This is a genomic window from Myxococcus llanfairpwllgwyngyllgogerychwyrndrobwllllantysiliogogogochensis, assembly GCF_006636215.1.
Classification (GTDB): Bacteria; Myxococcota; Myxococcia; order Myxococcales; family Myxococcaceae; genus Myxococcus; species Myxococcus llanfairpwllgwyngyllgogerychwyrndrobwllllantysiliogogogochensis.
Map to the genome: position 1 here is coordinate 69,336 of NZ_VIFM01000010.1, position 22,913 is coordinate 92,248.

At 66.7% G+C, this 22,913-nt stretch carries 19 protein-coding genes and 1 pseudogene; 7 read left to right on the plus strand and 13 right to left on the minus strand.

What is annotated here, in order from left to right:
* Positions 1 to 9 precede the first annotated feature (9 nt).
* Positions 10 to 1,104 carry a helix-turn-helix transcriptional regulator gene (locus FJV41_RS04170; protein WP_141641095.1) on the minus strand — a complete coding sequence of 365 codons (1,095 nt, stop codon included), beginning with the start codon at positions 1,102 to 1,104 and terminating at the stop codon, positions 10 to 12.
* Positions 1,105 to 1,508: 404 nt separating this feature from the next.
* Here FJV41_RS04170 and FJV41_RS04175 point away from each other — a divergent pair, with 404 nt between their 5' ends.
* The 3 genes from FJV41_RS04175 (at position 1,509) to FJV41_RS56875 (ending at position 3,070) form a co-directional block, all read left to right on the plus strand.
* Positions 1,509 to 1,862, plus strand: coding sequence for a DoxX family protein (locus FJV41_RS04175; protein ID WP_281291374.1), 354 nt, complete (start codon positions 1,509 to 1,511; stop codon positions 1,860 to 1,862).
* Between the two features lie 106 nt (positions 1,863 to 1,968).
* On the plus strand, positions 1,969 to 2,877 hold the full coding sequence (locus FJV41_RS04180) for an alpha/beta fold hydrolase (protein WP_141641097.1): 909 nt from the start codon (positions 1,969 to 1,971) through the stop codon (positions 2,875 to 2,877).
* 10 nt (positions 2,878 to 2,887) lie between these two features.
* Positions 2,888 to 3,070 carry a DUF4287 domain-containing protein gene (locus FJV41_RS56875; RefSeq protein ID WP_438616730.1) on the plus strand — a complete coding sequence of 61 codons (183 nt, stop codon included), beginning with the start codon at positions 2,888 to 2,890 and terminating at the stop codon, positions 3,068 to 3,070.
* Here the strand turns inward: FJV41_RS56875 and FJV41_RS04185 are convergent.
* The 3 genes from FJV41_RS04185 to FJV41_RS04195 form a co-directional block, all read right to left on the minus strand.
* Positions 3,048 to 3,866, minus strand: coding sequence for a helix-turn-helix domain-containing protein (locus FJV41_RS04185; protein ID WP_141641098.1), 819 nt, complete (start codon positions 3,864 to 3,866; stop codon positions 3,048 to 3,050). The genes FJV41_RS56875 and FJV41_RS04185 overlap by 23 nt on opposite strands.
* Positions 3,867 to 4,250: 384 nt before the next feature.
* Positions 4,251 to 5,792 carry an alpha/beta hydrolase gene (locus tag FJV41_RS04190; RefSeq protein WP_141641099.1) on the minus strand — a complete coding sequence of 514 codons (1,542 nt, stop codon included), beginning with the start codon at positions 5,790 to 5,792 and terminating at the stop codon, positions 4,251 to 4,253.
* 185 nt (positions 5,793 to 5,977) lie between these two features.
* Complete coding sequence (locus FJV41_RS04195) at positions 5,978 to 6,754, minus strand: AraC family transcriptional regulator (protein ID WP_181790372.1); 777 nt, start codon at positions 6,752 to 6,754, stop codon at positions 5,978 to 5,980.
* A gap of 510 nt (positions 6,755 to 7,264) precedes the next feature.
* Between FJV41_RS04195 and FJV41_RS53100 the strand changes: the two genes are divergently transcribed.
* Positions 7,265 to 8,758: a hypothetical protein gene (locus FJV41_RS53100; RefSeq protein ID WP_220137828.1), complete on the plus strand. Its 1,494-nt coding sequence runs from the start codon at positions 7,265 to 7,267 to the stop codon at positions 8,756 to 8,758.
* 203 nt (positions 8,759 to 8,961) lie between these two features.
* On the opposite strand, the gene FJV41_RS04210 is transcribed toward FJV41_RS53100, so the two are convergent.
* From FJV41_RS04210 to FJV41_RS04220, 3 genes are all read right to left on the minus strand, one after another.
* Positions 8,962 to 10,050, minus strand: coding sequence for a hypothetical protein (locus tag FJV41_RS04210; RefSeq protein WP_141641102.1), 1,089 nt, complete (start codon positions 10,048 to 10,050; stop codon positions 8,962 to 8,964).
* Positions 10,051 to 10,251: 201 nt separating this feature from the next.
* Positions 10,252 to 11,586 (minus strand): PQQ-dependent sugar dehydrogenase, encoded by a 1,335-nt coding sequence (locus FJV41_RS04215; RefSeq protein ID WP_174488700.1) that lies wholly within the window; start codon positions 11,584 to 11,586, stop codon positions 10,252 to 10,254.
* 368 nt (positions 11,587 to 11,954) lie between these two features.
* A complete protein-coding gene (locus FJV41_RS04220; protein WP_141641104.1) occupies positions 11,955 to 12,896 on the minus strand; it encodes a hypothetical protein in 942 nt (313 codons plus the stop codon).
* A 425-nt stretch (positions 12,897 to 13,321) separates the two neighbouring features.
* On the opposite strand from FJV41_RS04220, the gene FJV41_RS04225 reads away from it, so the two are divergent.
* The 3 genes from FJV41_RS04225 to FJV41_RS04235 all read left to right on the plus strand — a co-directional run bounded on the left by FJV41_RS04225 (position 13,322) and on the right by FJV41_RS04235 (position 17,337).
* Positions 13,322 to 14,740, plus strand: a complete 1,419-nt coding sequence (locus tag FJV41_RS04225) for a Kelch repeat-containing protein (protein WP_181790374.1) — start codon at positions 13,322 to 13,324, stop codon at positions 14,738 to 14,740.
* Between the two features lie 86 nt (positions 14,741 to 14,826).
* A complete protein-coding gene (locus FJV41_RS04230) occupies positions 14,827 to 16,146 on the plus strand; it encodes a carboxypeptidase-like regulatory domain-containing protein (protein WP_141641106.1) in 1,320 nt (439 codons plus the stop codon).
* A gap of 267 nt (positions 16,147 to 16,413) precedes the next feature.
* Positions 16,414 to 17,337: a fibrinogen-like YCDxxxxGGGW domain-containing protein gene (locus tag FJV41_RS04235; RefSeq protein ID WP_141641107.1), complete on the plus strand. Its 924-nt coding sequence runs from the start codon at positions 16,414 to 16,416 to the stop codon at positions 17,335 to 17,337.
* Between the two features lie 250 nt (positions 17,338 to 17,587).
* On the opposite strand, the gene FJV41_RS04240 is transcribed toward FJV41_RS04235, so the two are convergent.
* From FJV41_RS04240 to FJV41_RS04265, 6 genes and pseudogenes are all read right to left on the minus strand, one after another.
* Entirely contained in the window at positions 17,588 to 18,913 is a 1,326-nt protein-coding gene (locus FJV41_RS04240; RefSeq protein ID WP_181790376.1) for a tetratricopeptide repeat protein, read from the minus strand.
* A gap of 49 nt (positions 18,914 to 18,962) precedes the next feature.
* On the minus strand, positions 18,963 to 19,340 hold the full coding sequence (locus FJV41_RS04245; protein WP_141641109.1) for a hypothetical protein: 378 nt from the start codon (positions 19,338 to 19,340) through the stop codon (positions 18,963 to 18,965).
* Positions 19,341 to 19,357: 17 nt separating this feature from the next.
* Complete coding sequence (locus FJV41_RS04250) at positions 19,358 to 20,170, minus strand: DUF2092 domain-containing protein (protein WP_141641110.1); 813 nt, start codon at positions 20,168 to 20,170, stop codon at positions 19,358 to 19,360.
* Positions 20,171 to 20,327: 157 nt separating this feature from the next.
* Positions 20,328 to 21,716 (minus strand): MATE family efflux transporter, encoded by a 1,389-nt coding sequence (locus FJV41_RS04255; protein ID WP_141641111.1) that lies wholly within the window; start codon positions 21,714 to 21,716, stop codon positions 20,328 to 20,330.
* 154 nt (positions 21,717 to 21,870) lie between these two features.
* Entirely contained in the window at positions 21,871 to 22,683 is an 813-nt protein-coding gene (locus FJV41_RS04260; protein ID WP_141641112.1) for a DedA family protein, read from the minus strand.
* A 16-nt stretch (positions 22,684 to 22,699) separates the two neighbouring features.
* A pseudogene (locus FJV41_RS04265) lies at positions 22,700 to 22,913 on the minus strand (hypothetical protein); the annotation flags it as partial.

Sequence of the window (22,913 nt, forward strand, 5' to 3'; positions counted from 1 at the left end):
GAGGACGCCTCACACGGGCCTGTTGAGGAGGGCTGCCTGGTAGAGGAAATCGGCGCGACCATCGACGCCCAGCTTGCCGAAGAGGTTTCGCACGTGGGTCTTCACGGTCTGGCCCGAGATCTTGAGCTCATCGGCGATCTGTCCGTTGGACCAGTTTCGAAGCACACCCCTCGCGATGTCGAGCTCGCGGGGCGTGAGCTCGCGCTGCATGTGCAAGGGGAGCGGGATGGAGTGGGGAAACTCGGTCAGCAGGAGGGCCCATTGGCGGGGGCCGTCACTGGCGGGCAGCTCGACGAACCGGCACGTGCGGTAGCCCTCGGGATGATTGATGACCCATAAAGTCCTTCCGAGCCGCGAGTCCAAGTCCATCCGAGCCAGGGCGTCCAGTCGCTCCTTGAGGACGCGAGGGAGGCCGGAGGCGTGTACGTCCGAAGGGGTGAACCAGCGCTCCAGCAGGGCCGTGGCGTGCGGGGAGCGGAACACCTCACGCGTGGGAGGCTCCAGGATGAGGAAGGCGGAGTCCTTGCGTTGGAAGAGCTCCTGGAGCAGTTGGGTGCGGGCAGTCAGGTCCTGGTAGTCCTGGCAGTTGCCCACGGAGTTGGCCAGGTGCCTGGTGAGGCTGGAGAGCGCGGTGATGCTCTGGGAGGAGAAGGCGGACCGCGTGTGCCGGTAGAACGCGAAGGCGCCGACGACGCCGGGGCGGATGGGCACGAGGACGGCCATGATGTGTTCCAGCGGCAGCTCAAGCTCCACGCTGCGTTGGTAGACGAGGGTTCGTTCGTACTCCCCTCGGGAGAGCAGCTGCGTGTCGCAGGTGGGCACTTCGGGCTGGGCGAGGATGGGGGCCCGGAGGAAGTCATGGTCGACCAGTCCGGCGTACTCCTTGAGTATCGGGATGGGGTGGCCGGGGACGTGCCATCGGAAGTCGAGCGAAGGCGCGACGCGCATGAGGCACAGGGCCATGGAGTCGGCCTGGACGAACTCGAGAAGCGGCGCTCGAGTCGCTTCAAGGACCTCCGGAAGGGACCGCGAACCGCCCAGGGCCACGGTGACTGTGTCCCGGACCCTGAGCTCGCGAGACTTGAAGTCCCGTGGGTTGAACATCCGCCGCTCCTTGGCAGGCAACCCCGTGAGGTATGCGGGGCTGTCCCCCGTCCTTAGGTCCGGACTGAAAATCTGTCCCTCGCCCTTCGGGGCAATTGACGGAAGCCTGGCAGCGCTCCTTCCACGCACAACGCCATTCCAGTTCGGAGACCCTTCGAGTTGGAGGCGAGTGATTGAGCATTGAAGAGAGCAGGTCAATGAATTCGTTCAAGACCCATGGCGGGCCAACGAATACTTCTTTGCGGCCAGCCGATGATTTCGGTGGGGCTGGCAAGTCCATGCATCGAGACCGATTTCCCCCTCACGGAGCCCCCTTGACCGCAGTCCACGCCGCTTCGTCCTCTTCCGTTTCAACCCCCCACTCTGCCGGTGCTTCAAAGAAAGCCCTGTGGACGGGGCGCATCTTGAGCGGCCTCGCCGTCCTCTTCCTGATCTTCGACGCCGTAGGCAAGGTGCTCTCCGCGCCGCAGTTCGTGGAGGGCACCCTCCAGCTCGGCTACCCCGCGAGCGTCGTCGTAGGACTGGGAGTGCTCCAGCTCGTGTTCCTCGCGGTGTACCTCATCCCGCGCACCTCGGTGCTCGGCGCGGTGCTGTGGACAGGCTACCTGGGCGGCGCCATCGCGACCCACGTTCGAGTCGAGAGTCCGCTCTTCACGCATGTGCTCTCCCCCGTCTACTTCGCGGCGTTCCTGTGGGTCGGGCTCTGGCTGCGCAATGAGCGATTGCGCTCCATCCTCCCCTTTCGTGAGGCGCAGTGACTCGGGGGCGGCGAATGGCGCAGCCAAGGCCACTCCGAAGAACTCGCAAGCAATCGCTGGTTTTCAACTGAGACATTCAACTCCGCAGGGACTTCAAGAGAACTCCATGAAGACAATGAACAGGTTCACGCTCGCTGTGATGGCCATCCTCTGCTCGACCCTCTGGGTGACGGGATGCGACTCTGAAAACCCGCCCCCCAAGGCCCCGGAGAATCGCACCCGGGGCGCCTACGCGTCGGTGAACGGCATCAATCTGTACTACGAGCTTCATGGCACCGGCAGACCGGTGGTGATGCTCCACGGTGGATTGTCTACCATCGATACGACGGAGCCCTTTCTGTCGACGCTCGCCCGGAGCCGGCAGGTCATCGCGGTGGAGCTCCAGGCCCATGGCCGCACGGCGGACATCGATCGCCCGATGAAGTACGAGCTGATGGCGGACGACATCGCTGCGCTCATCAAGCACCTTGGGTTCGAGAGCGCGGACGTCTGCGGCTTCTCCCTTGGAGGCGGCGTCGCGATTCAGCTGGGCATCCGGCATCCGAGCGTGGTGCGCAAGCTGGTGGTCGTCTCGGCGCCCTTCAAGAGCAACGGCTGGTACCCCGAGGTTCGGGCTGGGATGGCGTACATGGACGCCGACGCGCTGGCAGGCTCTCCCCCGCACGAGGCCTATGTCCGGGTTGCGCCCAGGCCGGGAGATTGGCCCGTGCTGGTGTCCAAGCTGAGGCAGCTGCTGGCTGGGGAAGAGTATGACTGGACGGACACCCTTCGAACCCTCAAGGCGCCGACGCTGATCGTGGCCGGGGACACCGACAACATGCCTCCAGCCCACCTCGTCGAGATGCTTGGAGTGCTGGGCGGCGGTAAGGCAGACGGCGCGATGGGCAACCCGCCGAGCTCCCGCCTGGCCGTGCTGCCGGGTGTGAGCCACTGGAGCATCCTGACTCGAACGGATCTCCTGGAGCCCATCGTCCCGGCGTTCCTCGACGAGCCGATGCCGGCCGCAAAGCCCTGACCTCCGGAGAATGCATGTCATTCAAATCGTGTCTCGACTCCATCAAGGAGAAGACGGGCACGGACTGGAGGACTTCGCCAGGCTTGTCGCCAAGCAAGGATTGACCAGGCACGGAGAAATCGTGGCCTGGCTCAAGGATGTGGAGCCGGGCCCGACGCCGCCCCAACGCGTCAGTAATACTCTTCCGACTTGAAGAAGCGGTTTGGCGCGGATCCTACAGCGGCCCGAAATTCACGGTGGAAGTGAGATTGATCGCAATAGCCAGCGTCGAGGGATAGCCGCGACAGGCTCATGCCCGGTCGGTAGGAGTCGACGACCTGGCGCAACCGGATGATGGACGCAAGGTGCTTGGGTGACGTGCCGACGGTGCGGCGGAAGCGCTTCTCGAACGCGTCCTGGCTGATGTGGAGTGACTTGGCGAGCGCGCCAATCCGAAGCGAGCCGTGAGCCGCGCGGATGGCGCGCACTGCCGCTGCGACAATCCGATCGGGCTCCCGAGGCCTCAACCGTGCGCACAAGAACTGCTCCACAAGCTCCGACCGCTCCGTAGCATTCTCCGAATCCGCTATGCGGGACGAGAGGCGATCCACATCTGCGCGTGGCACCAGATCGTCGAGTGCCTGAATCGTATCAAGGAACTCGTGCAAGGGCTCCGCGAAGAACTGCGCGGCCCCTGCCTCTTTGAACGTCACGAGGACGTTCCCCCCGTTCGCCGAGGCCCGTATCCGGCGCACGATGGAGCCCATGCCTGAGATGGCGCTGCTTGGGAGCTTGCGCTCGGAGCGCCCCTGAATCTGGCTCGCGGAGCCCCTGAAGGCGATGCCGAGAGTGATGCCGGGGTCGGGAAGCAACGTGCGCGTCCCTTCCTGGCCTCCCTCGAGCACCATGATCGAACGCACGAAGGGCGCCAGTTGCTCGCCAGGCGCGAACAGCCTGACAGAAGGCACGAACGGCATCATTTGTTCGCTGGGAGGGAACAGCCTCGGCATGACACATGCTCATGGCACCAAGGGCGCCACGGTTCAACGAAAATGCCAAGACCCGCTCTGCTTCGCCAGCTCAGACACTGAAGTCGCCTCACCCTCGCGGGTCTCGCTCGGCAGCGTGTCTCCAGCGAACAATTCGTGACGAAGCTGCTTTGCTTTCCTTGTCTGAGAAAGCGCGGTCCTCCATGACGATCATGAGCATGCGGTACGCCCGATGACAGACACTTCGGTCACGAAGCCGCACTGCTTGCTCAACGCCATCAGGTGTAGCGTGCCATGCGGGTTGGTAGCACGCGCCCCTGTATTCAAAGTCGGTCCACTCGCCAGAGCGCATGCCCCCAGTCCTGGGCCCGGTACGCAGTCAGCGGCCCTCCTCGGCTCCTCCGCCTAGGGGCCCGAAGGCTTTTCGGGCGCCGGGAAAGCGGGCCGCCTGAAAGGCGGGGCGGGCAGCGTCACGTGGGTCGGTACCGCGCGGGTGTCGCCGGTCTTGAGGAACTCGATGATTGCCGCCCGGGCGGCGGGCTGTTGATCGAGAAGGGCATAGCGAGCGCCGTGCCTGCCGCGGTGCACCAGGATTGTTCGGCTGTTCGGAAAATACGGCAGCATGCTCAGTGTGTTTTCGACGGGCGTAGACGTGTCCCAATCGCCGTGAATGAAGAGCACCGGGGTGGAACTCAACACCGGCACCCGCAGGTCGTCGCCCACGTCCGGGCTTGGCCAGACCGGCGCCGATGCGGTGTACGCGTCGAGTGCGCCCATGCCCAGGAGATCTCCGCCCGGGTCGGTTCGAAGCAGGTGCTCGCGGGCCGTCGTCACCCCCAGGCTCGTATCAATCAGCGGGCCGATGAGGGGAAATTGGTTGTCTTTGTTCTGCTTCACGAGCGCGCGCGCCCAGTCGTCATAGTGGCCATGATAGAGCGACAGAACGAAGGCCGGCCACACGTGGGCGGGCACGACGAGCGAGTCGCGAAGCTCTTTGACCCCGAGCACCACTTCTTGAACCCTCCCCGTCATCTCGTCCTTGACCTTGACCTTGATCGGCGCGCGCGCGAAGCGGTCGCGCACCGCACGCAACGCGGTCATGATGCCGCCCTTCGGCAGGTAGGGCGCGAGCCCGGGGTCTCGGTCGGCGTCGAAGGCGATGCGTTGAAGCGCCGCGAGGACGTGCGAGGGCATGTCGTACCCGAAGTCGAGCGGCTCGACGGCCGCCAACTGCGCGCGGGCCACGATTTCGGGGTGAAGCCGCATCACGGCGAAGGCCCACTGCGACCCGAAGCTCTCCGCGAATAGCGTGATCTTGTCATACCCAAGGGCCCGCCGCAGATCGTTCACGTCTTCGGCGCACTGAACGATGGTGTACCCGGCGAGGTCTTTGTCCGGGTGGGCCGCGATTGCTTCTCGGGCCGCCTTCACCATGTTCGCGGCGTCGGCCGACGGCGAACCCGGCCTGTCCAGGGGTTGTTGTGGCCAGGCGAACTCCAGCACTTCTCCGCGCTTCGAATAGCCGCGTTGGTCGAAGACCACGACGTCGCCCGCGGCGCTGAGCCTTACGAAGAGTTGGAGCAGATCCTGTCCGTAGGGGTCTCCGTCGACAAAGGCTCTGAGATTGCTGCTCCCGGGCCCGCCGGCCATGTCGAAGATTGGCGGAGCGCCGGTGGGCTGTGCCGCACGGATACGGGCGAACCCGATGCCGATGACGCGGCTGCCCGGGACGGCCCGGTTTTCTGGCACGTAGAGGGTGCCTATCTCGAACCGGACCGTCTCGCCCCCGGCCGTTTTCGCCGACGCGGTCTCCATCACCACCTCGCCGGCCTTGTGCGCGCTCGCGGCGTGGGCCTGCGAGGTAATACTGGCGAGAGCGAGGGCCACGAACGCCCCGGCTGTACGACCGAACCACGTCGGTTCGATGCGCGCGATTGATTTCTCCATGGCGAAGCCCTCCTGGTGTGACGCGTGCGTTGGATGGGGCCCAGGCACCTCTCGAGCGTGGGGTGACGTAAGGCCCGGCAGAGGCTCACATTACCTGCGGGCATACGGCGGTTCTTGAACGCGATTAGGGCGGCCTGCCCCGCGACGCGCGTCGTGGGCCGCGCCCCATCCGTCGCGAACGCGTCTCACGTCGGCGACTGCCGTCGCAGCGCCCCTGGCGGGGCGCCCCGCTCGAGGCGAATGGCCCTCGTCATATGACTCTGATCGGCAAAGCCGACCGCCGCCGCCGCTTCGGCGAGCCCGACCCCGCGGTCGATGAACTCCAGCGCGCGAAACACGCGATGGGCGCGCAAATAGTGGCGCGTCGTGATGCCCCAGTGGGCGCGAAAAGATTGCGCGAGATGCACGGGGTGCGCGCCGACGACGCGCCCGAGTTCTCTCAGCGTTGGCGGCCGGACCATGTTCGCCACGAGGAGCTCGCGTGCCTCGTCGAGCCAGGCTGGCGGGCGCGGTCGGCGCATTTCATTGAGAGTGTGCAGAATCATGTGGGCCGCATCACGTACGAGACGGCTCCGGCGCGAGCGGAGCTCGCCGAACGCCCGCACCAGGTGCCCTCCGAGTTGCAGGGCGGTAGCGGGATCGAGGCGGGGCGGGTCGATTGCGGCGCGCGCCCGTCGGTCGTCGGGGTCCATCTGGACGAACAGCAAGCGAGCGCCCTGCGCGTGGTATTGGGTTTCGTGAGGGCGATAGGGTCGACGCGTGAAGAGGGCGAGCGGCGTGTGGCTCTCGAGCTCGACCCCGGCCCGTTCACTGCCCCCGCCCGCCAGCAAGACGCCGAGTTTCGCCGTGTCGTGCGTATGCGTAGGCAAGACGAGCGCGGGCGCGTGACGCACCTCGATGACATGCAGCCCGTCGATTCGCATCTCGTCGTCGATGACAGCGTAGCCTTTGATATGGTTCATCGCACTGGCTCCCTGGAAGAGGCGCTTCGAAGCGTGGTTGGGCGAAGCTCGTGCGTGCGGGGTCTGCGTCAGGACGATTGACGGAAACCTGGCGGGTCTGAAGGCGGCGCGTCAAGACTACCGTGCCTGCCGAGGCGACCGCGCACCTTCCCGTCGGGTCGTTGAACCGGAGCCGGTCATGGTCGAGAGCATGAAAGCACCGCTCCGCCACCTCGTCTCCGCGGTGGGCGGCGGGCCGTACTGAAGAACCCGGCCACGCGTCACGCGCGGAGCCGAGCACCCGGGGTCCGGCGTCACGGGTGCGCGCCGCGCGCTGATGACTGGAGCCAGTCCCCTGATGACTGCAGTCATCGGCTGGGGGCCCAAGTGGAACGCTCCGCTCCAGTGAAGTCGCGGGGTTGCGGAGACAGAGTGGCTGGCATTCGCGCTGCAATGAGGGAATGCACGGGCGAGACGACGAACTCCTCGCCGCGACGGTCCCCCATCGCTGTCCTGAAACAGGTGACGCCCATGATCAAGACCAAGCCCTCGTCTCTCTCCCCCTCCAAGCTGCGTCAGAACACGCCGGACTCCGCCTCGGTCACCCCTCCGAAGAAGACGCCCTCCGCTGTCCCCGCGCAGCAGGACGCGAAGGTTCGCAACCCCTCGGGTGCGCCCTCGCAGGCGCAGCGGCCGACGGATGGGTTCGAGGGCAGGAACCCCGCGTCCGGCGGTCGGGGCACGCGCGCGCTGGATGCGCTCTCGAATGTGTCGGGCGCCGCCCTGCCCGCGATGGAGACGCTCTCGAATGTGTCAGGCGCCGCCCTGCCCGCGATGCAGGCGCTCTCGCCCATGATGGCCGGAGGACAGCCCGCGATGCAGGCGCTCTCGCCCATGATGGCCGGAGGACTGCCGTCGATGGAGCAGCTCTCGCCCATGAACGCCCCCATGCGGATGGGCGGGATGCCTGCGATGGACACCCTCTCGCCCATGAACGCGCCCATGCCGAGGGGCCTGCCCTCGATGGACGGGCTCCCGCAGGGTCTCGGGCTCCCCACCGCGCCGCCGATGATGACGCCGAACATGCTGGAGGGCATGCAGGTGCCCTCGCTGCCGGGCCTCGTCGACTTCGCTCCCCGTGGGCTGCCCTCGCAACTCCAGGACTTCGCTCCTCCGCCCTCGCTTCAGGAGCCCGTCAACCCCGCGCCGCGCGGGCTGCCCCCGCAGTTGAGGGACTTCGCGCCGGCCCGTGAGGCCACGCCGCGCGCCGCGCCGCAGGCCGAGCCGGAGTCCTCGGGCATCCCGAGCGCCAATGACAAGCGCCCGGCCGGGGACAAGCGCTCGGCGGCGCAGATCGTCGACGACTCGCCCGCGCTGAAGAACCTGGGCCGTCAGAAGGACATCAAGTTCGACCAGCTCTGCAAGCAGACGGGCATCGACCCCAAGCTGGACCTGAAGGACGCGAAGCAGAACCCGGACGCGGTGTTCCGCCTGGCCAAGGTGCTGGAGTTCATCGACAGCGCGAAGGCGTCGACCGGTGGGGACCGGGACAGCAAGGTGAAGAACGGCAAGGGTGACGGCAACATCGAGGGCATCACGAAGAGCGGTGATGCGCGGCACGGCACCGAGGCCGGAATGGTGAAGGACTTCGCCGAGCAGGGTTACTCGTTCCTGGGCGAGCAGAAGCTGCCGACGACGAAGGACACGCACGTCAAGGCGGACGGGAGCAACAAGGACAACTTCCAGTGGGCCGCGGGTGAGGCGGGCAAGCACCTGTGGTTCCTGCCGGCGGTGAGCAACGTGCTGACGGGCATCGGCAACTCGGAGGGTGGCGCGAAGGGCGTCTTCGAGGGCGCGGCCAAGGGCTACGTCAACACGCTGAAGGGCGCCGCGGAGGGTGTCCTCGGGGCCGTCACGACGGGCCGGGTGAACCCGGCCTCGCTCCTGCTCGGTGGCGCGGCGGGCGCGCTGGCCAACACGGAGGCCGCTCCGCAGCCGGTGAAGGACATCGCCAGCATGCTGTGAGCTTGAATCGAAGTGGGTGTGACCCGAGCGGGGGATCTGCTCGGTAGAGGGGCCCTCGGAGCAACCTTGCGGCGGCAGGGAAGCTCCGAGGGCCTTTCTATTTCTGGGACCGCGATGCGCCGTCCTGAGTCAGCCATGCGTCTCCAAGGACGTGGCTGAGGGTTCACGTGCATTGACTGCCGGATCAGGCCGAAATCATCGGCCTATTTCCCAGGAGGAGTTTCACCCCTCAGCCACTTGACGAGCCGCGTGCGCTGCCGGCCCCTCAGGCTGCTCATGACCGACACCTGCTCGAGGTCCCAATCGCTCCGCAGCCGCTTCGCGGCCAGGGCCATCCACTCGGGGAACCGCGTGGGCTCGCAGGCCCCCAGCCCGAGCGTGTCGTTCTGGAGCCCCTCGCTGTCGAAGTCGAAGACCGGCACGATTCGCCCTGGCTCCCCGTCCGGGCCCCAGGTGGAGATGGAGAAGCTGAACCAGACCGGAGCCCGGCTGTCGACCGTCAGATGACAGTGGTGGCGGTAGGTCATCGACCGCGCGTCTCCCTCCTCGCCGCCCGCCGCGTAGAGCTTGAACCAGAAGACGTCCAGCTCGCCGAACCCCAGCGCGCGCGCCAGCTCCAGCGCCGGCGAGCGGGCACGACGCGCCTGGAGCAGCGCCTCCATCCGCTCGAACAGGGCATCCAGGGCCGGCGTGGAGCGCGCGTGGGTCCGCAGGTCCTCCAGCCTGTCCAACTCCCACCCCTGAGACTGCACCGCCCGCTCGACATGGGGGATGAGCGCGTCGAGCGACGCCTCGGACGCGTCGATGGTCAGCACCGCCAGCATGTCCAGGGACACCTCCTCGCTGGCCACGACGACAGTCTGGATCGCCTGGAGCAGTACGGGGTTCTCCGCCAGCCCCTGGAGCTTCGCCTTGCGCTGCTTCGAGCCCCAGCCATACGTCACATTCAAATCCAGCATCCCCTGGAGCGCTGTCCGCCACGACGCACACAGGGCCTCGTCGGAGCCCTCCCGGTCCACGCTCTCGCGCAGGAAGAAGACCGCCGGACGCACATCCCCCTCAAGCCGCTCCAGCACCGCGCGGATGACAGGCGCGGGCAACCGCTGACAGTGCTGCCCGAAGGACCCGAAGAACGAGCGGTCCGCTGGAAGGAGCTGCAGCGCCGCCCTCGCCGCGAGCATCGGGTCCACGTCCACCGGGAGCTTCTTGAGCACCTTGATGAGGCGCTCCCAGTCCGGAGCCGGCTCCCCCAGCAGCGCGTGGAGTTCCTCCGAGGAACGTCGTCGACTCATTCCTCCACGTCTACCAGAGCCCCACCCGCACCGCCCCCCGGAGGCGCACACACCCGGGAAGGGGCTGACGCGCGAGGCCCCTGACGGCCAATCGCCAAACGACCGGTCGCCACCACGCCCCTCTCAGCGCGGCGCCGGGACGCGCTCCCCGAGGACCAAGTCACCTGGGGAGCGCGAATCCCGCCGCGGTGGGCGGAAACTTCAGCGCGGTGTGACCTTGAGCAGCTTGCCGTTGGTGGCGTCGGTCAGCAGGTAGAGGGCTCCATCGGGCCCCTGCACCACCTCGCGGATGCGCTCGTTGCGGCCCTTGAGGAGATGCTCCTCGCCCACCACGCGGTCATTGCGAATCATGAGCCGCACGAGGGCCTGGCTGACGAGACCTCCCACGAAGATGTCGTTGCGCCACTCGGGGAACAGGGTCCCCGTGTAGATGGCCATCCCCGAGGGGGCAATCACCGGGTCCCAGTAGTACACGGGCTGCTCCATGCCCGGGCCCTGCGGGCTGTCGTGGATGGGCGCGCCGGAGTACTCCTCGCCATACCCGATGGTGGGCCAGCCATAGTCCTTGCCCGCCTCGGGCCGGTTGAGCTCGTCCCCTCCCTTGGGCCCCATCTCCACCGTCCACAGCCGGTTCTGGCTGTCGAGCGCCGCCGACAGGATGTTGCGGTGACCCACCGACCAGATTTCGGGCTTCGCGCCCTGGGTGTTCACGAACGGGTTGTCCTGGGGCACCGAGCCGTCGGGATGGATGCGGACCACCTTGCCGAAGTGGCTCTTCACGTCCCGAGCCTGCACCCGGCCCGCGAGGATGGAGCGCTCTCCGAGCGTGACGAACAGCTTGCCGTCGGGGGTGAACACCAGCCGTCCCCCCGAGTGCAGCGTCGACTCGAGTGTCGGCATCATTCGGAAGATGACCTGAACGTTTTCCACGCGAGGCTGCGAGCCCTCCTCCACGAGCTTCGCGCGCGCCACCGCCAGCCCGTTGCCACCCTGGCGTGGCTCGGCATAGGTCCAGTAGACGAGTTTGCTCTGCGCGTAGTCGGGACCGACCTCCACGTCGAGCAGTCCGCCCTGGCCACGGGCATCCACGGCGGGCAGCCCCGTGACAGCGGGAGACTTCGCGCCCTGCGGAGTGACGATGTAGAGCGAGCCGGTGGCCTTCTCCGTCACGAGCATGCGCTGGTCGGGCAGGAAGGCGATGGCCCAGGGGTTCCTGAAGCCAGAAGCAATCTCGGTGACCTGGATTGCCGTCTTCGATTGAATGGCCGGCGCGCGTGTCTGCTCGGGGAAGGCTCGAGAGAACTCGGGCACGTTGGGCGGCCCCTGAGGTACCTCGGGGCCGCTGGGAAGCGGATCCGGCGGGACACCCGCATCTTCCGGCGGGACACCCGCGTCTTCCGGGGGGACACCCGAATCCTGTTGGGGGACACCCGAATCCTGCTGCGGGACGCCCGAGTCTTGGGGCGTGGGGTCAGGGTCCTCGCTGCAACCAGCGAGGAGGGCGGCGACGATGAGGGGCACCGAGAGGATGCGCATGCGACTCTCTCCTGGGGGGATGGGGCGGCGGGAAGGTGCTGACCTGCCTGCTGGCGCGCAAGTCTCGTGGCGGGAAGGCCGCGATTCAACCCACGGCCGTGCGGTGCCGGGCATCCGACGATGTAAAATCACCGTGTCACGGGAGGAGACGGAGGGAATGGGCCAGGGGGAGCACCTGGCACACCGGACCTCACTTCGCGCCTGGGAGTGCGGACAGCGCGGATCCCTGCGGCGCGAGCGGAAGGGAGCATCCGGCGGACGTCACCCGTCGGTCGGACACGCTTCCGTGGCGCTCCCGCACTTCGTCTGGTGGGTCCGTGAGCGTTTGGGGCGCCACCCAGAAACCCCAGTGTCCATTCACGGTCGCTTCATTCGCAGTTCTTGCCGCAGACGCTCCCGACCTTTTCTACACAGAGGCTGTCCCAAGAAACGGAGCAGCAGAATGGATCGACCGCGCAGATCGCTGAAACGCAGTCAGCCTTCGCACTGTCACAGTGGTTCACGAGAGAGGCACCTGGCGTGCAGAGCGAATGCGCACAAGTGCCGTCCGATTCCGAGCACGTCAGGCTGCCACAGACTGTTCGGACCTCGCCCACACAACGGCTGTCCCATGAGGAACTGCAGCAGTACGCGTCGGCCGTGCAGACCGACGAGACACACGGGTCGGAAGCCGGTGACAACGGAACTCCGGACGTGCACTTGTCGTGTATGGGGGCGCGCGCCCCGATGGAGAGGGACGTTCCGCTGCTCACGATCACCGCGGTCACCGCCGTGGGGGCCGAGGCGGAAGCAAGGCCAAAGAAGAAGCTCTTTTTTCCAGTCCCGGGACTTCCTCCAGCGCAAACCGGGGTTGCGAAGGTGAAGGTGAATTCATTGCCCACCTTGTTGGCGGAGGAGAGCCCGATGGTGCCGCTCCCACCGGAAGTCACGACATAGACCTGATCGGTCGGCCCCGTGCCGTTGTACTGAAAGGAGGCCACAGGACCGAAGGAGACTCGTAGCGACTGGACGCAAGGGATGTGGGTGATGCCGGTGGCATTGGTCAGGTCGACCACGTACTCGTAGCCGTAGTACCCCTGAGCCGGGGCACCGGTCGCTCCTGTGAACGTGCGCGTCTGCAAGCGCGCGGTCCCGGAGGTTCCTGGCAGAGGGATGGTGGCGCTCGAGTCGGTGACAGACAGCGTGCAACGGGTGTCGAAGACACAGTTGATCGCTGGTGCACCGACATTGACGACGCTGAGAGCTTCGGCTGCGGCAGGCTTCGACAGTACAAGCAGCGTCAACGACACAATCAATTGGATGCGAAGCATGTCATGACCCCATGTGTATTCACTGTGTTCGACATCAGGCTGGACCTTGCTTCTTCCGCAGCTCTGCCATCCCACAACCCGGCTCGCACCTGCTCAGCAAGGCTAGACGGAGAGTGTAGAAAGGAAAAGTCTCGGTGCTATGACAATCGTCGTGAAGGCAGACCACTCTCGGTGGTGGAGTGACGCAAGAGTGATGGAATTACCCTCCGGGCGGCCGTTTCCGATCTCGCCGGACATGTTGGTGCTTCACGCCCACACGGTGACCCACGGGTTCCAGGATGAGACGATGTCGCTGCCTCTCAGCAACGTCATACGTGGAATCCACGATAGTAATTACCTAGCTGCAATCCAGGGATAAGTGATAATCATCGCACCGTCCGTGAACGGGGGTGCGCATGTCAGTGAATAAAGACCTTTCCAGCCGCATGGCCTTCATCATTTCCCTGCTCATCGCCAGCGTGGCGTGGAGTGGGGCCTGGGCAGCGGGTTGGTCGCCTGCGGCGCCGATGTTGGGTCTCCGGTCGCTCCACAGCGCGACCCGGCTGGCGAATGGCAATGTGCTGGTGGCGGGCGGCTTCTACATCACGACGACCTGGAACTTCCCGACCGCCGCCGAGCAGTACAACCCCTCGACCAACACGTGGACATCGGCCGGCACCCTGCTCCGTGGACGCCGGGCCCATACCGCCACCCTGTTGCAGGACGGTAGGGTGCTCGTCACGGGAGGAGAGAGCCCCACCGGCACCCTGGCCCAGGCCGAGCTGTACAACCCGGCGACCAACTCGTGGACGGACGTGGCCTCCATGATCAGCCCGCGCGCCTTCCATACGGCGGTCCGGCTGCGGAACGGGAAGGTGCTGGTCGCCGGGGGCGCTCCCGTCAATTCGTCGACGAACGCGGCCGAGCTGTACGACCCGGCGACCAACATCTGGACGGCCGTGCCTTCCATGAGCAGCGCCCGCAAGCAGCACAGCGCGGCCCTGCTGGAGGATGGAAGGGTGCTGGTGGCGGGGGGCTACAGCGGGGGGACTCCCTTCTGGTCCAGCGCCGAGGTGTACAACCCGGCGACCAACTCCTGGTCGTCCGTGGGCTCCATGAGCACGGCCCGAGCGCTGTTCCCCCTGGCGGTCCTCCCCACCGGCAAGGTGCTGGCGGTGGGGGGAAACAGCGGAACGGGCCTGCCGCCCAGTGTCGATGCATTCGACCCTGCGACCAACACCTGGGCCCCGGTGGCGCCCATGGGAATCGGTCGCTACATGCACACCGCGACGGTGCTCGCGAACGGTCAGGTCCTGGCGGCGGGGGCCTATAGCCGGGACAGCGCCGAGCTCTACGCACCGGCGACCAACACCTGGACGAGCGCCGGCGTGATGAGCAGCCCCCGCGGTGAGCACACCGCGACCCTGCTCGCCAATGGGAAGGTCCTGGTGACGGGCGGAACCGGTGGCAGCGGCCATCTCGCGACGGCCGACCTGTATTCGCCCGACGTGGGGAGCGACCTGGGGAGCAGCCTGGGCTCGGGGCTGGTGCAGGCGGACACGTGCACCGCCACCAACGATTCCACGCCCGCGTGCAGCGCCGGCAGCACCGCGCCGGACCGGAGCTTCACCTGGACGGCGCCCTCGTCCGGCACCTTCACCGTGTCGACGACGGGCTCCTCCTTCGACACCGTGCTGTCCCTCTTCGACACGAACACCGGCGCGGCGCTCGGATGCAACGACGACGTGAACGCCAGCACGTTCCAGTCGTCCGTCGCCGTGACGCTCGCGGCGGGACGGCAGCTTCGCATCGTCGTGGATGGCTACCGGACGCGGTGCGGCACCCTCACCCTCAACATCCAGTAGTCGCGGTGAATCACGGCGGGGCGCCTCCGGAGACGACGGGGGCGCGGTGGATTCGTGTCTGTTCAAACCCAGCATGGAGGCTTGCCATGAATCTGAGACGTCTGTGCAGCATCTTCGTCGTGCCCGCGCTGCTTGCGACTGGCTGCGGAGCGCTGGAGGACTCGAAGGCCGTGGGCGATGAGACGCGGGAGGCTAACGCGGACCTCGCGACGTCGGCCGTCTTCTCGGGCACGGTGCGCAACTCGGCGGGCGCCGTGCAGGCGGGCGTCACGGTGGTCATCAACGGAATCTCCCGGACCACGGACACCACCGGCCGGTACTTCATGTCCGTCGTGGCGTCGGCCAACGGCTACGTCCTCACCCTCCGGAAGAACGGACTGGCCTCGGCGACCGAGTTCTATTCGGCGAGCAAGACGAGCCTCAACCACACCCTGGAGACGGGCTTCGTGCAGACCGTCAGCCCGACGGTGGACAGCACGGTGACCACGCCCAGCGGCGTGAAGGTGAACCTGAAGGCGAACACGCTCGTCAACGCCAGCGGCGTGCCGGCCACGGGCCCGGTCAGCATCACCGTCGCGAGTTATGACCCGATGCGCATGCCGGGCGACTTCACGGCGGTGAACTCCAGCGGGCAGCAGGTCGCGCTCGAGTCCGTGGGCGCCGTCTTCGTGGGCGCCACCGATGCCAGCGGCGCGGCCCTCAACCTGGCGACGGGGGCCACCGCGACGGGCTTCATCCCCGTGCCCACGCAGGTGGGTAACATGCCGGCGTGTGTCTCCGACGGCACCTGTCGACTCGCGATGTGGAAGTTCAACGAGACGACGGGCAAGTGGGAGGAGAAGTCCGCCAACATGCAGTTCGGCCCAACGGGCACCACCTTCACCATGCAGGGCACGAGCAGCATCTCCGGCGCCGTCCCCATCAGCACGGGCGGGCTGGGCATGTGGAACGCGGACATCGAGAAGCGCGAGCCCGCCTGCACCATTATCGAACTCGTGGGTTTCCCGGAGACCTGCTTCGGCACGACGGGCACCGTCCAGTTCAGCCTGAAGCTGCCCAACGCGGCGGGCACGCTCATGCCGCGCACCGACACGATGTCCCAGGCGTCGCCCTTCATCGTGCTCTACAACATCCGCGCGAACGCCTTGCAGGAGGTGGGAATCACGTTCCCGGCCGGCGCTCCCACGAACTGCGCGAAGAACCTGGACATCTCCTCCACGCCCGCCGCCTCGGCCGGCTACCCGTTGTACACCACGGCGGGCGGAGTCACCCGGTTCAACTCGGGCGCTCCGTGGGGAGGCACCGGCTACCCGAAGGACCCGATCGGCAACATGATCGACTTCGACGACGTGGCCCAGGGCACGCACCCCTGCAAGTCGCGCGTGCAGTTCACGACAGAGCTGTAGTCGCTTCCCACCGGCCCGTCCCCTCAAGTCCCGAGCGGGACAGGCCGCTCGTTGCTCGGCGACGAAGCCTCCGACCGTTCGATTCGGAGGGAAATGACTCACAGGGAATGCGGCACCCGGACGAGGAGAAATCCGATGATCAGTGATCGTGGCTGGAGAAGTGTTCTTCTTGGTGCCTGCGCTGTCCTGAGCCTGTCCTGCGGTGAAGGCCTGCTGCCCGAGGAGGAACGGGCGGGTGCTGGCATCCCGGGGAATGAGGTCGGTACCGTGGATGAGGTGGGCCAGGCGCTGACCGACGAGCTCGGCTCCGTGCTGGGCTCACCCGTCGCCACGAACAATACGTGTGCCGCGATCGATGAGCACACTCCGGCCTGCACCACCCAGACCACGGCTCCGGACCGCTCCTATTACTGGACCGCGCCCTCCACCGGCATGTTCACCTTCACCACGACGGGCGCCACCTTTGACACGGTGCTCCTGCTCCTCGATGCGTCCACCCATGCGTCGCTGGGCTGCAACGACGATGCGAGCAGCACGACGTTCCAGTCCTCGGTGACGGTGAACCTCACCGCCGGCACGCGGGTGAAGATTGTCGTCGATGGCTACAGCACCCGCTGCGGCGACTTCGCGCTCAACATCTCCGCGCCGACCTTCGCGGGCTGCGCAGCGGTGAAGGCCGCGATTCCCAGCGCTCCCGATGGGGAGTACGTCATCAACCCGACCGGCGCCCGGCCCATCTCCGCCTACTGCGACATGCGGTTGGGGGTTGAGCTCTGCACGGAAGATGTGGGCGTTCGCCGGGGACGAACGCGTGAGGGCTCGAACCTCGACTACGTCATGATGAGCCTGCTTGCTCGCACGTCCGGGCTCTGTAGCGTGTGGGCCCTCCGCGGCGCCAGCGACAATCGTCCCATCGACGCCCTCGTCGCCGCTGGGAACCCGAGCATGGGGACCTGTCAGGCCCTGGGTTTCGTGAGTGATGGGACAATCACCCTTTGTGATTTCGGTAGCGAGCGGGGGACCTGCGGCTACAACGTGAGCAGCGGCTATTATCGATATGGCAATGGCTGCATGGGTTGTTCCTTGAACGACGGCTATTACACCTCGTACAAGCTCCAGGGCCCGATGCGGATCTCCACGGTCATATCGAGCATGGACGGCAGCACCCGTTCAGTCTGCCGCACGCGCTGACGATAGGGGGCGCTCCAGTCGCCTGGACCTATTCCAGGATGCGCCCATGCTGGAGCACGGACACGATTCGCTCCTCCTGGGTGGGGGATGCGGGGTTGGCCCTGGAGAGAGGGCCAACCCACCCGTTGAATCAGTTGCGGACGATGATGTAGCTGAGCCGAAGCCAACGAAGCTCACGTCGCGCGAGACCAGCAGGTAGCTCACCTGGCCCGCGTTTACGACCGACAGGCCCTTGTTGGAATAGCGGTACTCACTTCGCGCCTGGGAGCGCGGACAGCGCGGCGCGCACCGCGTCCACCGCGTACTGGGAGAACTCCCGCTGCATCCTGGGCAGCCGTTCCGCCTCGGAGAGCGCCGTCTCCAGGTCCTTGCGCGCCTCGTCCTCGCGGCCCGCCCGCTCCAGCGTCCGCGCCCGACTCAGCCAGACCGCCAACCGTCGGCCGCCCTGGGCCCGCTTCAGCGCACGGTCCGTCGCGGCGAGCGCCTCGTCATAGTGGCCGAGCTCTCGGAGGTTCGCGGCCACCCGTGTACTGGCGGAGAAGTCGTCCGGGAGCTCGCGCTCCGTCTGGACGAAGAGTTCGAGGGTGTCCGCCAGGTGCCCGCTCAACTCGGCGGCGCTGTAGAGCTGCGAGTCCCACGCTGCCCTGCCCCGCGCGGTGGTCTCCTCGGCGCGGTACGCGAGCACCTTCGCGTAGTACTCCTCGGAGAGCTTCCGGGCGCCCTCCTTGTCGCCCCTCGCCGCGAGCAGGTCCGCCATGGAGTCGTAGAGCCAGGTCTGGCTCTTCGTGCCGTGCTTCTGGGCCTGCTCGAAGGCCTTCTCGAAGTAGACCTCCAGCGCCTTCATGGCCGGCGCGGCCCAGGGCTTGGGTTCGTTGGCGTAGCTCGCGCACGAGTAGCCGGTGCTCGCCGGGCCCGCTTGCCCCTCCTCGTCGAGGCTGGGGACGGTCCTCACCGCGTACTCCGCGCAGGCCTGGAAGGCCTCCGCGTTCCACAGCGCATTGAGCGCGGACTCCACCGCCCGGGTGCGACGGCTCCAATCCCTGGGGCCCTGCTCCACCGCCTCCTGATACTTCCGCGCGGCCAGTTCGTGCTCCCTCCGGGCATGGGCGCGGTCGCCCTCGAGCAGCAGCAGATCCGGCCCCGACACCTGGGCGCTCAGCGCGCGCCGGGCATCGTCGAGCAGCGCCAGGACATCCTCCAGCGCCGCGCCTCCCATCCAGCGCACCGCGGGCGTCTCCGTCTCGGAGTCGAGCACCAGCAACGTGGGCAGGTTGTCCACCGGGAAGCGCTCGAGGAGCGGCTCATTGATGGGGTCATCCACGTCCACCGCGAGCAGGACGTAGTCCTTCGCCTTCGCGATGAAGCCGGGCGCGGCGAAGACCTGGGCCTCCATGGTCCGACAGGGCGGACACCACACCGCGCCGAAGTCGATGAAGAGCGGCTTGCGCTCGGCGCGGGCCTGGGCGAGCGCCGCGGCGTAGTCGTTCTGGATGAACGTCGCGTATTCGGGCGGACGTGCTTTCGTGGTGGCACAGCCCACGAGGACCATGAGGCAGACGGGGAGGAGTCGCTTCATGGGAAGCGACTCTAGTCCACCGCCCTGCCCCATCCACCGGGCTCGCGGCTCACCTGGGCGGGTTCACCACGACGTAGGAGACCTCGGTACCGGAGTAGCGAGGCTGGTACCAGGTGCCTTCGCAGTTCTGGTACGTGACGCCGCTGACCACGGCCGTTGAACACGCCGGAGGAAGCGAGCGGGCCACGGAGCCAATGGCCGCCGCGGTGACAGTGGCGGTCGCCGTCACGGCGGCGGCCGTCGCGACCGGGTGATAGTTCCGGTCGACATCCACGTCGATGTCGCGGTGCACGTCGACATCCCGATTGACGTTGGAATTGACGTGAGTCCTCGTCGTGGTGCGGACCGCACGCGCCTCGGCGCTTCCTGCGAGCAGTCCGAAGCCAAGGACGACCGCGAGGGACTTCAGGAATGAATGGGGGCTCATGGGTTCAGGCTCCTGGCTCACGGGCTTCTTCCGGGATTCGACGGGCCTGCATCGAATTGAATCCGGTGGGAGCCCTTCGGGGGGTTGAACGCGAACACCGCGTTGCCGACGTTGGGCTTCAGGTTCCAATCGAGGACCGCGACGTGCTGAGGCTGCGTGGGGTCCTGGGTGTTCGTGATGACGAGCTTCCGAGGCAGGGGCTTGTCCCCCTTCTCGATCCAGACCTGCCAGTCCACGCCTTGCTGCTTGAAGGCGTACTGCTCGGTCTCCACGCCGTCGATGGTGGCGGGCCCCACGTCGATAGCCGACTGGATGTCCTTGATGCCGCTCTTGTCCGTCCCCCAATAGAAGAGGTCGACCAATGGAATCTCGACACCGTAGCGATGCTCGGCGGTGGCGATGGTCTGCGCCAGCGTGGGAGGAGCATCGAACGAGGCGTAGTAACCGCCCTTCGGGCCATTCACCGTGAAGGTCTTCCCGTCATAGAAGAACTGGCGCTGCTTCCGGTCAGACTTGATGTCGACCCTGAGCTTGTCGGGGCGGCGCGCGCGGAGCTCTGCTTCCGAGGACAGTTGGATCTTCTGACCACTGTCCAGGACCTCGTCCGTGGTCGTCTCCGCCGTGATCGCGAATGCAGGCAAGCTCCTCAGGAAGCCGCCCATCTCCTCCAAGGCCTTGATGGCGTTGGGGTCGACCGCGGGCGCATCCTGGGGACCCGCGGCTGCCTGCCCTGGTGCCGCGAGCGCGGGCGAGAAACCACTCACCAGTCCGCCCGCGCAGAGCACCAGCGAAAGCAGCCGCTTCTTCGAACCAATGCCTTGAAGCCCCATGCCGAACGCCTCCCCTGCGGATGTCCAGAAGTCAGCTCCGCATCAACTTGGAGATGCGTGGGGCATGAGCAAGTCCAGGCGGGCCTTGCTCACTCCAGGCCACCAGGCCTGGAGCGAGCCCCCGCCGCGCACGCCAGGTCTTTGAGATGACTGAAGGCTACGCGCTCACGACGGCCACCACGGCGGGCGCTTCCACCGGGTCGACCAGGGACTTCTGCTCCCACGCCCTGCTCTTCCACCGAATCCACATGGAGATGCCCCGCAGCCACTCGTCGGCGGCGACAGCCAGCCACACGCCCGCGAGCCCCAGGTTCAGCTTGAAGACCAGGACGTAGCCCAGCGGCAAGCTCATGCAGACCATGGACAAGAAGCCCATGTACACGGTGAACGGAGCATCCCCCGCGGACCGCAGCGCGTTCACCAAGACGAGGTTGAAGGAGCGCCCCGTCTCCAAGAGGAGCCCCATGACGATGACCTGGGACGTGAGCCGCACGATGTCGCCGTCATGGGTGAACAACCCCACCAGCGGCGCGCGGACCAGGATGGCCGCCACGTCCACGACGAAGGTGATGGCCACCGCCCACTTCAAACTCTGGAGCACACGACGGTACGCCTCGTCGACCTGCCCCGCGCCCACCAGCCGGCCCACGATGATGGCCGTGCCCATGCCGACGGCGAGGCTGAACAGGAAGATGTACTGGGAAATCGCATTCGCGTACTGCCGCGAGGCCAGCGCCGTGGGCCCCAGGAACGTCACGTAGTAGAGGAACACCGCCTGGCAGGACTGATACGTGCCCTGCTCCACGGCGGAGGGAATCCCCACCCGGAGGATCTTCCGGAGCGTGTCGCGAGAGAACGTCACGTAGTCGCGCGCCCGCATCTTCACGTCCATCACCCGGTACAGGAGCCAGGCGAACACGACGAGCGCCACCGCGCGGCTTCCCACCGTGGACAGGGCCGCGCCGGCCACTTCCAGCCGGGGAACGCCAAGCAGCCCGAAGATGAGCAGCGCATTGCCGCCCACGTGCAGCGCGTTCATCCCCAGCGCGATGAACATCGACTCGCGCGTGAAGCCGTAGGTGCGAATCAGGCTGGAGCAGACGTTGATGAGCGCCTGGAGGAAGATGAACCCTCCGGCGATTCCCATGTACGTGCGCGCGTGCTCCAACACGATGCCGTGCAGGTTCATCCGCAGCAGCAGCGCATCGCCGAAGAGCAAGAGCCCCGCGCTCACCGTCACGCCGAGCAGCAGGTTCAGGGTGATGGCCACCGCGGAGATGCGCGCGGCCTCCTCCGAACGTCGCGCGCCCAGGTACTGGGACACCACGACGGAGGCACCGTTGCTCACCACCTCCATGATGAGGATGCAGATGAACAGGTACTGATTGACGACGCCGACCGCGGAGACCGCGTCGTCGGACACACCGCTGAGCATCAGCGTGTCCGCCGTCCCCATCATCATGAAGAGGAGGAGCTCCAGGAAGATCGGCCAGGTCAGCCGAAACAACCCCATCCGGGTGGGGCCCTGCACAGTCGTGTCTGCCATGGTCCGCCGCGCTGAACTCGCGCGAGGGACTAACAGTCGCCGCACTGCGTCGCCAGCCCGTTCGCGCCTGCCTGCCATGGACTCAGGGAGCCTCGCGGCTCCTATGAGCTCAAATGACGAACGTGCGCACGTGACGGGCGAGTCACGCGCGTCGTCAGTGCTTCATCAGCTCGCGCGAGGAGTCCACCACCGGCGACTTCTCCGAGGAGGCGGAGCTCACCTTGAACAGCGGCTCGGAGCCGCCCTTCACGTTGTTGCGAGACGCGCTCGGGGGCGAGGACTCGTTGGAGGAGAGCGACGGAGTCGACACGGGCGAGTTGGGAGCCAGGCTCTCCTGCTGCTTCTTCGCCGCCGCGCGGCTGCGTCGCCACAGGAAGTAGCCGATGGCGGCCACCGCGAGCACGCCCATGACGGCGTACTGGCCTTCCTTGAACTTGGAGATGAGCATGTCCAGCTCGCCGCCGAAGTGGAAGCCGAGCCACACGAAGATGGGCGCGGATAGGAGCGCGGCCAGCCCATCCCAGAAGATGAAGCGCCAGTAGGACATGCCCACCGAGCCCGCGGTGAAGTACGTCACCGCGCGCACGCCCGGCATGAAGCGCGCGATGCAGACAATCTTCTGTCCGTGGCGCTCGAAGAGCCCTTCCACCCGCGCGCGCTTCTCCGCCGTGACGATGCGCGCGAAGAAGCCTCCGCCCTTGCCATCGCCGTTGCGCCCCAACTTTCCGCCCAGCCGACGGCCGGCGAAGAAGATGAGGCTGTCACCCACGAGGATGCCGGCGAAGCCCACCGCCATCATCACCGGGAGGCTCGCGGCGCCCTTGTGCGCCAGGAAGCCGCCCAGGATGAGCGAGATGTCCTCCGGCAGGGGAACCCCCAGGCCGCAGGCCACGAGGATGCCAAAGACGGTGGCATAGGCGATGAAACCCTGTGAGTCGCCGAGCAGGTTGGTGAGAAGGTCTTGCACGCGTTGTCCCGTCCGTTCACTTCCGATTGGCTTGCTGGGTCACCGCCCGAGCCAGCCCATCCAGCGCCCACACATCAACCGGGCGCGTGTCCTCAAAACTCCGCGACAGGGTCTTCAAACCGAAGTACCCCTCGCGCTGGGCCGCCTCGTAGGCCCCCGCTGGTGCCCCCGTCGCCGTCAGGGCCAGCGCTCGGCTCAGCAGCGCCACCCCGTAGTCGTCGACCGTCCCC